The organism is Actinophytocola sp. (assembly GCF_045807065.1).
Taxonomy (GTDB): Bacteria; Actinomycetota; Actinomycetes; order Mycobacteriales; family Pseudonocardiaceae; genus Actinophytocola.
In genome coordinates, this window is sequence record NZ_JBJMIE010000226.1 from 1 (window position 1) to 13221 (window position 13221).

The following is a 13221-nucleotide window of genomic DNA, read 5'->3' on the forward strand; positions in this document are numbered from 1 at the left end:
CCGCTCACTGTGTGCCCCCCTGTCCACCCGTCCGGATCACCGTCCGCAGCGTACAGTGGCCCGCCGCCTCAGCCGGCGCGTGACCGGTGGTCCCGGCGCGCCGTCCGCGAGCGGCTCGCGGTCCGGCACCGCGGCGCAGCTGGTACCGCGGCGGCGGTTCGGGATGCCGGTCAGGGCTGTTCGTTCGTGCGGCGCAGGAGCCAGTCGCGGCCGGTGTGGACGAGGGCGTAGCGCACCGCGTCCCGCCTGCCGTGCAGCGTGAGGACGATGCGGCGCTCCGTGCGGTCGTGCTCCTCCCACCAGCCGATGTCGGCGATCGACTTGTGCTCGTCGGTGTAGGTGAGGTGCTCGAGGTCGTGGTCGGGCACCGCGATCGCGAGGCGGTTCTCGCCCGGCCCGGTCGGCAGGCCGCGGGGCACCGCCCAGGAGCGCAGCACGCCGTTCTCCTCGAGGCGGAGGTCGAAGTGGTGCCGCGGCCGGTGGTGTTCGTGCAGCACGAACGCCGGTCGCGCGTCCACCGCCATGTCAGCCCTCCGAGGTCGAGCCACGACAGTATGACGTGCCAGAACGACGGACGCCTCCCTCACGCGGTGAGGGAGGCGTCCGTCGTTCTGGTCGGTTACCCGATCCGGTACGAGTACGGCAGGACGGCGATCACCTCGCCGGTGCCGTTGAACGGCAGCGCCGTGGCGCCGGTCGGCAGGATCGGCACGGTCACCAGGTTGAGGTGCCCTGTGACCGAGTCGCCGGCGTGCCCGCTCGGCGTGATCGTCACTTGGATGGTGGCGGTCTGCCCCGGCTGGATGATCGTCGGCGTGCCGCCGGTGCCGTTCGGGTCCACCGCGAAGTCGAACGGGTCACCCGTGGACGACGTCACCGAGGCGTCGAAGCCGGTCGTGCGCATCGACGCCGTGTACGTCACGTGCCCCGGCTGCGCGCCCTCGTCGCCGAAGGGGCCGATCTCCTGCGCGGAGGCGAACCAGATCCCCTTGCTGACGTACCCTTCCCGCTCGCCGACGGTCGCGACCGACGTGGTGGCGCCGTGCTGCGCCGCCTTGAGGTCACCGAAGAGGTCGAAGCCCGCGGCGGAGCCCTGCAGCTCGACCTGTGCCGGCACCGTCGAGCTGGTCGCGACCGTGAACCGGCTGGTGTCCGGCGGGACCAGGTACACCGGCGCGGTGCTCGGGTCCTCCGGCAGGTCCACCTCGGTGCCACCCTGGATCGGCACCGGCGTCACCGACTGCTGCCGGTTCGTGCGCGGGTCGACCCCGACCGCGATGGGCTCGACACCCGTGTTGCGCACGGTCACCGGCACGGTCACGGCCCTGCCGGCCGCCAGTCGGTCACCCGAGGGCAGGCCCTTCGCGTGCACGGCCAGCTGGTCGAACGCGATCGTGCCGTGGAACGGCTGCTCGATCTCCTGGCCGGTCACCGGGTTCTGCACGACCAGCACCAGGTGCCACCGGCCGGGCAGCGGGTTCGCGTCGAACGCCTGCACCGTGCCGCCCTGGCCGATGGTGGTCGGCGAGGTCAGGAACACGTTGCTGTTCACGTCGGCCAGCTCACCGTTCGGGTCGACCAGCACGATGTCGGTCAGCGTGCCCGGGTCCGCCAGCGTCAGCGCGATGTCGAGGTCCTTCTTGCCGCGCGGCACGTCGAACTCGTAGCTGAACGTCTGCGCCGGGGACACCGCGCGGGCGTTGCCGCCGGTGATCGTGCCGCTGAAGCGGCCCGGCGTCGGGACCAGGGCGCGCAGCACCGCGGACACCGTCGTGTGCTGACCGGCGGACGTGCCGAAGGTGACCGAGTAGTCGGCGTCACCGCCGCTGTCCGGCGTCCTCAGGCTGAAGCTCACGTCCTTGGTCTGTCCCGGCCGCAGCGTGACCGACCCCGGCGAGGTGCGGCCGTACGGTGTGCTCCGCTGCGTGCTGGTGTCCAGGATGATCGGGCCGTTGTACCCGCCCGGTCCGGCCAGCGAGTACAGCACCGCCGTCCAGGTCCCGGCCTTCGGCGAACGGACGTCGACGTTGGCGTAGTTGGCCGTGGCGGCGCCACCCTGCGGGCGGCTGTTGGCCATGAACGTGCCGTCCGGCGCCAGCAGCGTCAGGCGGACGACGGCGGGGTTGCCCTGCCACGCCATCCTGGCGAAGAGCCGGTCGGCTCCGCCTGGCACGGTGAAGTTGACCTTCTCCACCGCCCACTGCTGGCCGTTGTAGTAGGTGAACGTCGGCAGCGTGCTGGAGTTGAACTGCACGGTCTGCCGCTGCGAGGACTGCGGGGTGAACGTGCGGGCGCCGGTGTCGACGGTGACCGCGTGGTCGCCGGTGTTCGTCACCTTCACCGAGCCGGACTTGGTGCTGCCGGGCGCGCCCTGCAGGGTGACCTGGTCGGTGGAGAGCACGACGTTGGACCCCACGCCGGCCGCGACCTCGACCGCGGCGCGGGCGTCGAGCAGCCCGGCACCCTGCTCGTCGGCCGGCAGGCCGAGGTCGCGGGTGGTGCTGGTGAGGATCTGCTTGATCAACGCGGGCGACGGAGACCTGCCGTGGTGGCTGCCCCGGTACGCCTGGATGACCAGCGCGGCGGTCGCCGCGGTCAGCGGGGCGGACTCGCTGGTGCCGCCGAAGGACTCGAGGTCCGTCGGTTGCGGCGGCGACCTGAAGTTGCGGCACTCGTCGTAGGCGGGGGAGCAGTCGGCCCAGTTGCCCTCGCCGGGCGCCACGAGGTCGATCGTCCGGCCGGCCATGGTGATGCCGGAGGAGGACAGTGCGGAGATGTTGTCGCTGACCCACCGGCCGTTGGAGAACGGGAAGGCGGCGTAGGTGGTCTGCGCGTAGAGCCGGTTGTCGGTGGTCGCGCCGGCGGAGATCACGTTCTCGTCGGTGGCCGGGCTGCCGATGGTCGAGGTGATGCCCGCGTCGCCGGTGGAGCACACGACGGTGACGCCCGCCCGCACGGCGGCGTCGTTGAACGCCTGGAACATCTCGCGCGAGCCGCGGTCCGGGTACTCGTTCAGGCCGAGCGACTCGTTGATCACGTCGACGTGGTCGACCGTCACCGCGTAGTCGATCGCCTGGAGCACGGCGGAGTTCGTCGCGGTCGAGCCGAACACGTTGAGCCCGACCAGGTTCGCGCCCGGTGCGACGCCCTTCACCACGATGTTGCAGCCTGGTGGCAGCGGGTGGGCCTGGTTGACGAACTGGGACAGGTCGTGCACCACGACACCCTGCGCCGCGATGGAGGACGCGTCACCGAACGCCTCGGCGCCGCTGTCCGTCGTGTTCGGACCGTCCCCGGAGAAGTCCTTGAAGTCGGTGAACACGTGCGAGCCGTCGGGCCGGATGAAGTCGGCGTAGTTCGGGTCCATGTTGTCGGCGAGGAAGGCCACCGTCACGCCGTGCCCGTTGGCGAGGTCCGCCGCGCTGGGCGACCCGTTCGTGCTCGCCGCGCGGATCGAGGTCAGCGCCTCGGGTTCGAGCAGCGGGTGGGCTGGGTCGGTCGGGCAGATCTGGCCCTCGGCGGCGGAGCCCGGCGTCGGCGCGGGCTGGCCGGCCGCACCGCCGGGCGCGCCCGCCGTGGGGTCGGTCGACTCCGGCAGCGTGACCTCCCGGTCCGGCAGCACGGAGGCGACGGCCGGGTCCTGGGCCAGCGCGGCGGCCTGGTCCGCCGTGACGGTGGCCGCGAAGGCGTTGCCGAGCGTGAAGTGCTTCACCTTCGTCGGTCTGGCGCCGCCGAGCCGACCGAGGACGGTGTCCTGGGAGCTCGTCGCGCGGTTCCGGCGGGTGCTCGAGTCGCTCCTGGTCGCCGGCGTGTCCGGCAGTTGGTCCTTGAGCAGCACGATCACCGCCCGCGGTGTCGAGTCACCGCTCGCCGTCGGCGCCGCCGAGGCCGTCGGCCCGGTCGCGACCGCCGCGGCGGTGGCCACCGCGACGGCGATGGCGAAGGAGGATCGGAATGAATGCCGCATATGTACCCCACAATTCATGAACAACGGCGTGACTATCGCTATTCGCCGCCGTTTCCACAAGACCGCAGATGGCGCAACATGCCGCGGGGAATCCATAAATACGGCAATCGCCGAAAACGCCCCAACACACGTCAATTCCGGCTTCTTCGGTCGCGCCCGGTGACCGCCTGGTGCGACTAGGGTGGTGATGGTTGTGCCGGCGCGAGGTGGAGGCGAGGATGAAGATCGTGTTGCGCGGGCTGCTCGTCGCGGTCCTGGCGGTGGCCTCCGCCCTGCCCGCCGCGGCCCAGGCCGCCCCGGCGACGGGACGGACCCCGGTCGTGCTGTTCCCGGCCTATCACCTGACCAGGCTCCGGGTGACGGTGCACGACCAGACCGTCGCGCCGGACTGCCCGCGTTCCGGCGGCTTCGAGTACTGGTTCCAGAACGACCACCCGAGTGCCGCGTTCCCCCAGACGTGCCAGGACCGGTTGCTGACGCTGCGGTACGACCCGAACCCGGCCAGGCCGATGCCGGCGCGGTTCGCCGAGCAGCGCGGGGTGACCGTGCGGGTCGTCGACTACGGCCGGACGCGGAGCGCGCCGTTCTACGAGCCGCTGTACCGGGCGCTGGAGTCCGCCGGATACGTCCGGGACGCCGACCTGCGGGTCGCCGGCTACGACGCCCGGCTCACCCCGGACATGGCCGGGTTCCTGCCCCGCGCGAAGCGGCTCGTCGAGGACACCTACCGGGACAACGGGAACCGGCCGGTGCACCTCGTCGGGCACTCCAACGGCCCGCTGTACGCGCAGTACCTGCTGACCCACACCTCGCGGGCGTGGCGCGCCAGGTACATCCACGGGTTCACCCCGATCGCCGGCAACTTCCCCGGCCAGGGGCTGCTGTACTCGATGCTGTTCACCGGCCTGAACATCCAGGACTTCGGCTACCCGACCACGAAGGCGAACGCGGTCACGAGCGCGCGCATGTACCTGACGCTGCCGTCCACCTACATGAGCGCCTCGGACCCGGCGGTGTTCGGCGACCGGGAGACCGTGATCGAGAACACCGCGACCGGCCGCGCCTACACACCGCGGGACTACCGGGCGCTGTTCGCCGACGCCCACCTGCCCTACGCCCGCGAGCTCGCCGACCACTACCTCGGCTTCGTGCGCTTCACCGACCCGCGCTCGTTCCCGTACGTCGACGTCGCCGCCGAGAAGGGCTCCGGCCTGCCCACGATCGTCGGCGCCCGGCTGGCCGACCTCACCCCGGGCCAGGTCCTCGCCCCCGACCGGTTCCTCACCCGCGACGGCGACGCCAACCAGGAGGACATCACGAACAACGCGGTGCTGGCCTGGCGCGCGATGCCCTGCTACCGCTTCAGCCTCACCGACAACCCGGGCGTCGACCACTTCTCGCTGCCCAGCACCCCGGCCCTGCTCGCCCGGCTGCTCGCGGAACTGAACCGCCGCCCGTCGCACTGCGGCTGAGGGTCGGGTCAGCCGAGCTCCGCGATCAGCCGGCGCAGCGTGTGGAACGCGGGTTTCGGCGAGTAGTCGTCGCGCAGGACGCCGAACTGGTGAAAGATGTCGGCTTTGGCGCTGTCGGCGTCGCGGAGGGTGAACAGTTCCCAGTGGGTGATGTTCAACTCGGTCCGCAGCGCGTACACGGTGCGGATGACGGTCTCCAACACGACGGCCTGCTGTTCCTCGGGCCGGTCCGGGCCGGTCGGCCAGCCGTTCTCGCAGACGCGGATGGGCACCGCGGCCGGGATGCCCGCCGTGGCCAGGTCCCGCTCCCGGAAGTCACGCAGCAGTTTCTCCACGGTCGCCGGCAGTTCCGCCGGACGCAGGCGCGGTCCGAACACGTCCGGGTAGATGTCGATGCCCGCGTAGTCGAGCGCCGCCGCGAACCGCGCGCCGCCGGTGTCGCGCACCGCGGCCCAGAAACCACTCGCCGCCGGATCGAGGTCCGGGACCACCGCGAACCCGATCGCCACCGTCGCACCCGTGTCCCGCTTCGCCGCCGCACCGGCCAGCACACCCCGGACCAGGGCGTCCCGCGCACCGGGGAACGCCCCGTCCGCCGCGGCGCCGGCCCAGGTCAGGTTGGGCTCGCCGGTGACCTGCAGCGCGGCCAGCTCCCGCCCGTGCCGCCTCACGACCTCCGCCACGAACGAGGTCCACGCCGGCACGTCGCCGCCGGGATCCCGGTAGCAGAGCACCATGTCCAGCGGCACCCCGATGCCGGCGAACTGCGCCACCTGCGCGTGCGCCGTCGCGGTCGACCCGGGCCCGGTCCAGACCACGTACATGCGCGGCAGGAGGGTCGCGCCGTCCCCCTGCAGCTCACCGAACGCACGCCCGATCGCCTCGAAGTCATCCGGCGGCCCCACGGCGAGCCCGTCCGGGCCGCCGGCCATCCCCAGCGGGAAGACCCCGAAGGTCAGCGGAGCACTCATGCCCCGATGCTAGTGCGCCCCACCGTCACGATCGTCCACCGCGAGGGAGAGACGACGGACCAGCACCGCGGGCATGCCCATGCCACGGCGTTCGGTACGGACTTGGTGCATAGGACGTTGCCTACGAGGACGGGCCGGATCGGAGTGGTCTGGTGAGGGAGTGAGCTGTGGTTGGAAGTGGATTGCGGTGAGTTCGCGAGGAGGTCCTCCGTTACCGCGGAGGACCTCCCGCACTGTGGGTTGTCGCCCAGGAGCGTCGGGCGGCGATGACGACCCCGTAGTGGCACACCCCACCCGAATGGATGAACTTAGCCACTCACCAATTAACCCGCTTCGGAGTGCATTCCATCAACCCTTGTCGTCCAATCCGCACCATGCACCACATGCACCAGCGCGTGATCAGCGGTGATGCCGGAAGCAGGCGAGCACATCGGGTGATGACTCCTGTCATGAATCGCACCATTCGGGATGGTGCGGAAGACCGCCGGTGACGTTCGCACCACGCCCGTGGCTGGTGCACGACCTTCTCAGGTGTTGTCAGTTCGGTTTCGGACCAGAATGACCTTTGCCCGGCGGTCTCATGAGGTCCATGCTTGTGCTCGTCGGTCAGGCCCCCGCGGAAGTTACCGCTCCTTCGGGTGACTCTTCCTGGCCGTCGGCCTTTTCGCCCAGGAGCGTGTTCCCAGACGGGAGGAACAAAAAGCGCGATGACCCCTATCCGCACGGATTCGACTGTCCTTCTTGTAGGCGGCAGCAGGCCGCCGTTGTCTAAGCTGGTGAACGGCTGACGGGCGCGGCGAGACATGGCGACCAAGAAGCTACCCGACCGAGGCGCGAGTGCCGCCAGCGCATTCGCCTGGCAGATGCACGAACTGTGGCTCGCGACGGGAAAGCGGCCCCTGCGGAAGCTGGCCGAAACACTGAACTACTCACACAGCACGGTCTCCCGGGCAATGGGAGGCGGAATGCTCCCCACCGAGGACGTCGCGAACGCGATCGTGACGGAGCTGGGTGCGAACTGGGACGAGGAATGGAAGCCGCGGTGGTCCGCGGCAAAACGCGCCCAGGATGCCGAGAAGGCGGCGGCCAAGGAACCCACCGTTCCGATGCGCCCCGTGTCACTTCAGTCCACCGGTGCACGGTCGTTTCAAGATCATGTTGTGATTCCGAGGATGGTGAAGGGCCGGTCTGGTCGGCGGTTGGCCCAGCGGGTGGCTTCGGTGATGTTGGTGCGTCCGGCCAGGCGTAGTGCGCCGATGGCGAGATTGCGTAGCGCGGCCATGATTCTGGGCCCGGATCGGGTGCGGATGGTGGAGTGGTCTTCGCGGTAGAGGGTGTCGCGGAGCCAGTGCAGGGACTCGATTCCCCAGTGGTGGCGGACGAGTCCGGCGAGGTGTTCGCCACCGGCTCGGCCGGAGGTGAGGCTGGTGATGCCCAGCGCCGCGGCGGCCGAGGCCAGGGTGCCGTCCAGGTTGTGGATGTAGCGCTCGATGAGGAAAACCTGGTCGACATACGGGAATGGAAGGTCCTCGGGTGCGGGCAGGACCTGGATGGTGCGGGTGGTGATCCTGCCGTGGCCGCGATCGACCTGGCGGTAGGCGATGGGTGTTGCGGTCCAGGGCAGTGTGTCCAGCGCGGCGAAGAGGGTCGGCTGGTTTTCCTTGACACAGAAGCAGAACTCGGCTCCCCGCTGATTCAGATAGGTCGCGGTGGCACGCTGGGTGTGCAAGGCGTCAGCGAGGATGACCATGCCCGTGATGTCCACACCATCGAGCAGCACGGGCAGCATCGGGATCTCGTTGGTCTTCGCACCGACCTCGGTCTGGGCCACCACCAGACCTTGTTGATGGGTCATCGCGGCGAGCAGGTGGACCTGATTCCCCTCGACGTCCTTGGCTCCACGCACCGTCTTGCCATCCACCGACAACGCCACCAACCCGTCACTGACACAGGCTTGGGCCGCATCATTCTCGCCGTCGTTCTCGCTTGCGCGATCGAGCAGCCACGCGCCGATCGCGGCGTCTACCGCCGCCGCGTCCACGCCGGTCACCACCCGCCAGATCGTGCCCTTGGACGGCGCCCGTAATCGCGCCCGTAATCGGTGAGAATCCCCGCCACAGCGGGCATACACCGCAGCCAGCAGATCTGCGGGCACGTCAGCGACCCACCCGGCGATCGCGGTGAACGACCGCATCCCGGCCACCACCGCACCCGCACACAACGCCAACACCGCAGCCACCGGATGATCCACCCATCCAGTCCGACGCGGATCACCAACCTCGGCGAAACGGTCCAGCAGACCAGTGACCACCACCACCGATGAGACGCCACACGAGGACAACAACGACCACTGATCAGACCCGCCAAAACAGGTCGTGGCAGACTGAACCACCGAAGCTCCGGTACCGAGACGTCTGTGAGAGGACATCTCCTCCTACCGGAGCTTCACCTATCTCACCCCCACGACACACCGAACTTGATCAACACGTGGTCGACCAGCAGGCACCTCACAGTCGATCTTGAAACGACCGTGTCCACCGGTGTGATCCGCGAACAGATGAGCGCCGGCGCCAGCGCGCCGACCTCGCTGAGTGCTGCCGAGAACGACACGCGCTCAGCCCGCAACCCCCGAGCGAAAAGTGGGCAGCGTCGTTTTCCGCTGCTGTCGCCGAAAAAGAACGTCGTGGGCAACCTGTCGACGGTTGCGTTGTTGGACGCACTTCGGGCGACCTCGGCGGGAGTGCCACCGCTTGCCGCGCTCTCCCGTGCGCTGGGCGCCGGCGACGAGGAAGCGGTCGCCTTGCACCTCATCAACACCGTGCTCGATCAGAGCCGGCAGATCGACCAGCTCAAAGACCAGCTCAAAGGCCAGCTCGCGTCGCTGGCCCCGGACACCGCGCGGCCTGACCATGCGGTGTCCGATGTGCAGTTGGTCCCCACCAAGCCGGGCAGCGAGCAGTTGGCGGTCGTCGGCAAGAGCAGCCGCCCGCCGGGAGCGCATCGGCAACCCGCCACCCGGGACAGCGGTCCGACGTCCGTCGCGCCAGGACCCGTCCGGCGAGGCCAGCACGACTTCGAGCCCGGTGCCACGGTGAGACCCCTGCCCACCCAGCGGGCTATCGCCCCCGCAGACGCCTCGCCGGTCGTGCCCGTCACGGCGGCGACAGGCACCGACACCGGCGACCCCACCACGACGACGCACGTCCTGCCGCTCTCGGCCGTGGTGTCGTCGGCGAAAGAGGCGGAGACCGAGACCGCGGAGGAACCCGCCCCCGTTTCACGGTGGACACGGGTGCGGGTCTGGATTCGGTACCAGGTCCTTTTCCACGTCCTCCTGTGGCTCGTCACGCTCGGAGTGTGCTTCTACAAGCTGATCGCGCCGCTGTTCGGTCTCCCGGACGTGTGAGTACGACCCCAGGACGGCCAACCCGAGAGCAAAGGATCTCGTTGTGCCCAGAACAACCTCATACCGACACGCCTCCATCCCGACGACGCCGGCAGCGCCTGTCGGCGGCGACGGGGACGGTGGCGACAAGGACGACGGCGACTGGTACGAAGAGTCTCTACAAAGGCCAAACGCGTAGCTCAGCGCGCCCGCTCGGCAGGAGGACCCGTGAACGAACCCAGCAACCCGGTGGTGCGCAGACTGGTCGCCGCGATCAACGGCGGTGACCGGGACGCGTTCATGGCGGTGTTGACGCCCGACGCGACGCTCACCGACGACGGCAGTGCCCGGCCGCTCGGTGAGTGGGTCGACCGCGAGATCTTCTCCGCGAACGGCCACCTCACCGTCGACCTCGAGCAGGAGGGCGGGCTGCGCCTGCTCGCGCGCTACCGCAACGACACCTGGGGCGAGATGTCGACCTTCTGGCGGTTCGAGGTCGACGGCGAGCGGATCAGCCGCATCGAGACCGGTCAGGCCTGACCGGTGTGGACGACCGTGCGTGGGGAGAGGCGGCCCTTGCGCGGCTCGCGGGTGATCGTGCCCGCCGCGGCCGCGGACGTCAGCACCTCGACGGTGTCCGCCGGGCGGTAGATCGTTTCCTGGAGCGTGTGCTTCTGCAGGTCCGCGACGGTGCAGCTGCCGCGGCGCGCCAGCTGGTCGAGCAACGCGCGGCGCAGCGGCAGCAGTTGCGGGCGCAGCGAGATGTCGACCAGGGTGTGCTCGGCGTCCCGCGGGTCGCGGTAGCGGATGCCCGCGAACTCGTCGGCGGCCCACAGCTCGTTCTTGAACGTCGTGAGGTGCTTGACCTCCGCGGTGGCGAACACCAGCAGCCGCGCGTGCCCCTCGTCGTCGGTCAGTTCCACGGTGAGCGCGTAGGTCAGGCCCGCCGACCGCAGCCGCGTCCGGTAGGCGGTGACCTGTTCGGCCGGGGCCGGTGGCAGGGTGAGCAGCACCTCCGGCGCCAACGACGTGACCAGCCGCCACACGTCCGGCTCGGTGAGCGCGCTGCCGGCGGTGACGTCGACGTGGGCCAGCACCGGGCCGCGCACCGTCAGGCTCGCCGGGTCCTCGACCGACCGCAGCGACAGCCCGTGCGGCTCGCCCCCCTCCCGGAGGACGGGGGACCCTCCCACCAGCACGACGTCCAGGTGGTGGCCGGCGAGCCGGTCGGCGAACTCGGCGAACACCCGCAGCGCGGCCGCGGCGAGGTCGCCCGCCTCGATGTAGGTGGCGCGCCGGTGGGAGCGCAGCACGGCCGGTGTCCACGCGTCGAGGTAGCGCACCAGCAGCTCACGCATGACCGTGCTGTGCGGGTCTCGGTGCGTGGACACCCTCTGGTTGTACCGTGGCCCGCCGCGACGCACCAGGCCACGGCCGCGCTCAGGCCGTCGAACCCACCGCGACCGCCCCCGGCCGCCGGCGCGCGGCCTGGCGCCACGTCCACAGCCCGTTCACCACGAGCGCGGCGAACACCACGTACACGAGCGCGCTGAAGTACAGGTGTGAGGAGATCTGCAGCGGCACGCCGATCGCGTCGACCACCAGCCACACCACCCAGAACTCGACCAGGCCCAGGCTCTGCAGGAGGAACGCCAGGGCGGTGCCGACGAAGATCGCGGCGTCCGGCCACGGCGCCCACGACGCGTCGAACGCGTCCAGGACCAGCGCGAACGCCACGGTCCCGGCCACGAACGCGGCCGCGGCGGCCAGCCGTTCGCGGGTGGTGCCGGTCCGCACCTCCACCCCGAGGACCGGGTCGCGCCGGCGGATCCACGCCCACCAGCCGTAGACCGCGATCACGCCGACGATGACCTGCCGCACGGCCAGCCCGCCGAGGTGGGCGGAGGTGTAGACGCCGAACAGCAGCGCCACCGACACCAGCTGCACCGGCCACGTCCACAGCGTGCGCGCACGGGCGAGGAACACCACCGCGATCGCGAACACCTGACCGATCATCTCGGCGTAGGACATGGTCTGCCCGAGGAACGGAATTCCGTTGTCCAGCAACACGTGCACGAGAAACCTCTCCGCCCGCGTGCTCCTCCCATCCGGACTATGACCGTCGGCCCCGGAATCCCACCGGGTCAACCACCCACGGGTGCGGGCGGGTCGCGGGCTGTACCGCCGGCTCGGATTTCCACCGACCCCGGAACACGCGTCACCACCACCCTGCACCCGTCCCGAAACCGCCGGCAGCAGCTTGTGACCAACCCCACCGACGGGCGCGTGCACCCCGGCAGCCGGTGGTGCCGGCGACCGGCCGTGAACCCGGTCGCCGGCCCCGCCGCGTCAGGCCGGCACGAGGTGCCGGGCGAAGAACCGGACCGCGCTGGCGGCCTCGAACCTCGGGAGCTCCTTGTGCGCGCCGGCGTTGGCGTGCAACGTCTTCTCCTTCGAGGCGAAGGCGTCGAACCGCGCGAGGCCGGCCTCGCGCGGGATGTGTTCGTCGTCCCACTGGAGGGCGAACTCGATCGGGATGGTGATCCGCCGGGCCGTCTCGAGCACCGGCTCGGGCCAGAACTGGCCGAGGGCCGCGGCGGTGATCCTGGGTTCGGCCGCGATCAGCGGTATGCCGATCGCGGTGCCCATGTTGATGCCGTAGTAGCCGACCGGGCCGTCGGCGCCGATCTCCGGCAGCTCCTGGAGCGCGTCCAGGACCGCCCGCCACTCCGGTACGGCACGTGCGGCGATGTCGGCGTTGTACCGGGTGACGATCGGACCGACCGGCTCGCCCGCCGCCTGGGCCCGCGACAGAGCGGCGACCTCCCGCTCGTCGGTCGCCGTGCGGGGTCGGTCGGCGTGGCCGGGGGCGTCGAGGGTGACGACCCGGAAACCGCCGTCCCGCACGAGGAGGTGGGCGCGGCCCGCCATCCCCGGTGCCCTCTTGTGCGTGCCGCCGCCGTGGCACAGCAGGACGAGGGGTGAGCGGTCGGCGCCGGAGGCGGGCGACCAGAGCACGCCGGGCACCTCGCCGACGGTGAAGTCGCGTTCGATGACACCGTTCGCCGATGTCCGCGCGGTGAACTGCATGAGTGTTGCCTAATCAGTTCTGGGAGTGTGCCATCCGGCAGACTCCTGGTTGGTAGTCACCCGGTAGGTGAGCACTCGGTGTTCCTGGACGTTGAGTCCTGACGAAAGACCGTGCCCCTGCCGGTTGGTCGGGAGAGTTGATCGCTGCTGGGATGTCGTGCCGCGCGTGTTGGTGGCGTGAGCACTGCTTGATTAGGTCGCTGATGGTTCTCCCGCTGGCTGCTCAGGGTGATCGGGATCGGGAGGACCGTTGAGGCTGTTCGTGGGAGATGACTGGGCTGAGGCTCATCACGATGTGGAGGTGATGGACGGCTCGGGTCGTCGGCTGGCCAAGGC

At 70.2% G+C, this 13221-nt stretch carries 10 protein-coding genes and 1 riboswitch; of the genes, 3 read left to right on the forward strand and 7 right to left on the reverse strand.

Going from position 1 to position 13221, the window contains the following annotated elements; translation table 11 throughout:
- Positions 1-170: 170 nt before the first annotated feature.
- Together ACJ73U_RS13215 and ACJ73U_RS13220 are read right to left on the reverse strand one after the other, a co-directional pair.
- Positions 171-524, reverse strand: a complete 354-nt coding sequence (locus ACJ73U_RS13215) for a DNA polymerase ligase N-terminal domain-containing protein (protein ID WP_407777883.1) — start codon at positions 522-524, stop codon at positions 171-173.
- 95 nt (positions 525-619) lie between these two features.
- Positions 620-3967, reverse strand: coding sequence for a S8 family serine peptidase (locus tag ACJ73U_RS13220; RefSeq protein WP_407777884.1), 3348 nt, complete (start codon positions 3965-3967; stop codon positions 620-622).
- A gap of 218 nt (positions 3968-4185) precedes the next feature.
- Between ACJ73U_RS13220 and ACJ73U_RS13225 the strand changes: the two genes are divergently transcribed.
- A complete protein-coding gene (locus tag ACJ73U_RS13225; RefSeq protein ID WP_407777885.1) occupies positions 4186-5439 on the forward strand; it encodes a lipase/acyltransferase domain-containing protein in 1254 nt (417 codons plus the stop codon).
- An 8-nt stretch (positions 5440-5447) separates the two neighbouring features.
- Here the strand turns inward: ACJ73U_RS13225 and ACJ73U_RS13230 are convergent, their stop codons facing one another.
- Together ACJ73U_RS13230 and ACJ73U_RS13235 are read right to left on the reverse strand one after the other, a co-directional pair.
- Positions 5448-6410 carry a hypothetical protein gene (locus ACJ73U_RS13230; RefSeq protein WP_407777886.1) on the reverse strand — a complete coding sequence of 321 codons (963 nt, stop codon included), beginning with the start codon at positions 6408-6410 and terminating at the stop codon, positions 5448-5450.
- Between the two features lie 1153 nt (positions 6411-7563).
- Entirely contained in the window at positions 7564-8727 is a 1164-nt protein-coding gene (locus tag ACJ73U_RS13235) for an ISAs1 family transposase (RefSeq protein ID WP_407777887.1), read from the reverse strand.
- Positions 8728-8886: 159 nt separating this feature from the next.
- On the opposite strand from ACJ73U_RS13235, the gene ACJ73U_RS13240 reads away from it, so the two are divergent.
- Entirely contained in the window at positions 8887-9816 is a 930-nt protein-coding gene (locus tag ACJ73U_RS13240; protein ID WP_407777888.1) for a hypothetical protein, read from the forward strand.
- A 207-nt stretch (positions 9817-10023) separates the two neighbouring features.
- Complete coding sequence (locus tag ACJ73U_RS13245; protein ID WP_407777889.1) at positions 10024-10335, forward strand: nuclear transport factor 2 family protein; 312 nt, start codon at positions 10024-10026, stop codon at positions 10333-10335.
- On the opposite strand, the gene ACJ73U_RS13250 is transcribed toward ACJ73U_RS13245, so the two are convergent.
- The 3 genes from ACJ73U_RS13250 to ACJ73U_RS13260 form a co-directional block, all read right to left on the reverse strand.
- A complete protein-coding gene (locus ACJ73U_RS13250) occupies positions 10326-11186 on the reverse strand; it encodes a hypothetical protein (RefSeq protein ID WP_407777890.1) in 861 nt (286 codons plus the stop codon). The two genes, ACJ73U_RS13245 and ACJ73U_RS13250, sit on opposite strands and share 10 nt — an antisense overlap.
- Before the next feature lie 49 nt (positions 11187-11235).
- Positions 11236-11871, reverse strand: a complete 636-nt coding sequence (locus ACJ73U_RS13255; protein ID WP_407777891.1) for a nicotinamide riboside transporter PnuC — start codon at positions 11869-11871, stop codon at positions 11236-11238.
- Positions 11872-11886: 15 nt separating this feature from the next.
- A riboswitch (FMN riboswitch) is annotated at positions 11887-12014 on the reverse strand.
- 130 nt (positions 12015-12144) lie between these two features.
- Positions 12145-12885 carry an alpha/beta hydrolase gene (locus ACJ73U_RS13260; protein WP_407777892.1) on the reverse strand — a complete coding sequence of 247 codons (741 nt, stop codon included), beginning with the start codon at positions 12883-12885 and terminating at the stop codon, positions 12145-12147.
- Positions 12886-13221 lie beyond the last annotated feature (336 nt).

What these genes read in the sequence shown, in the direction of transcription:
- ACJ73U_RS13215 (WP_407777883.1), bottom strand. Translation starts at nt 524, where the DNA reads ATGGCGGTGGACGCGCGACCGGCGTTCGTGCTGCACGAACACCACCGG.
- ACJ73U_RS13220 (WP_407777884.1), bottom strand. Translation starts at nt 3,967, where the DNA reads ATGCGGCATTCATTCCGATCCTCCTTCGCCATCGCCGTCGCGGTGGCC.
- ACJ73U_RS13225 (WP_407777885.1), top strand. Translation starts at nt 4,186, where the DNA reads ATGAAGATCGTGTTGCGCGGGCTGCTCGTCGCGGTCCTGGCGGTGGCC.
- ACJ73U_RS13230 (WP_407777886.1), bottom strand. Translation starts at nt 6,410, where the DNA reads ATGAGTGCTCCGCTGACCTTCGGGGTCTTCCCGCTGGGGATGGCCGGC.
- ACJ73U_RS13260 (WP_407777892.1), bottom strand. Translation starts at nt 12,885, where the DNA reads ATGCAGTTCACCGCGCGGACATCGGCGAACGGTGTCATCGAACGCGAC.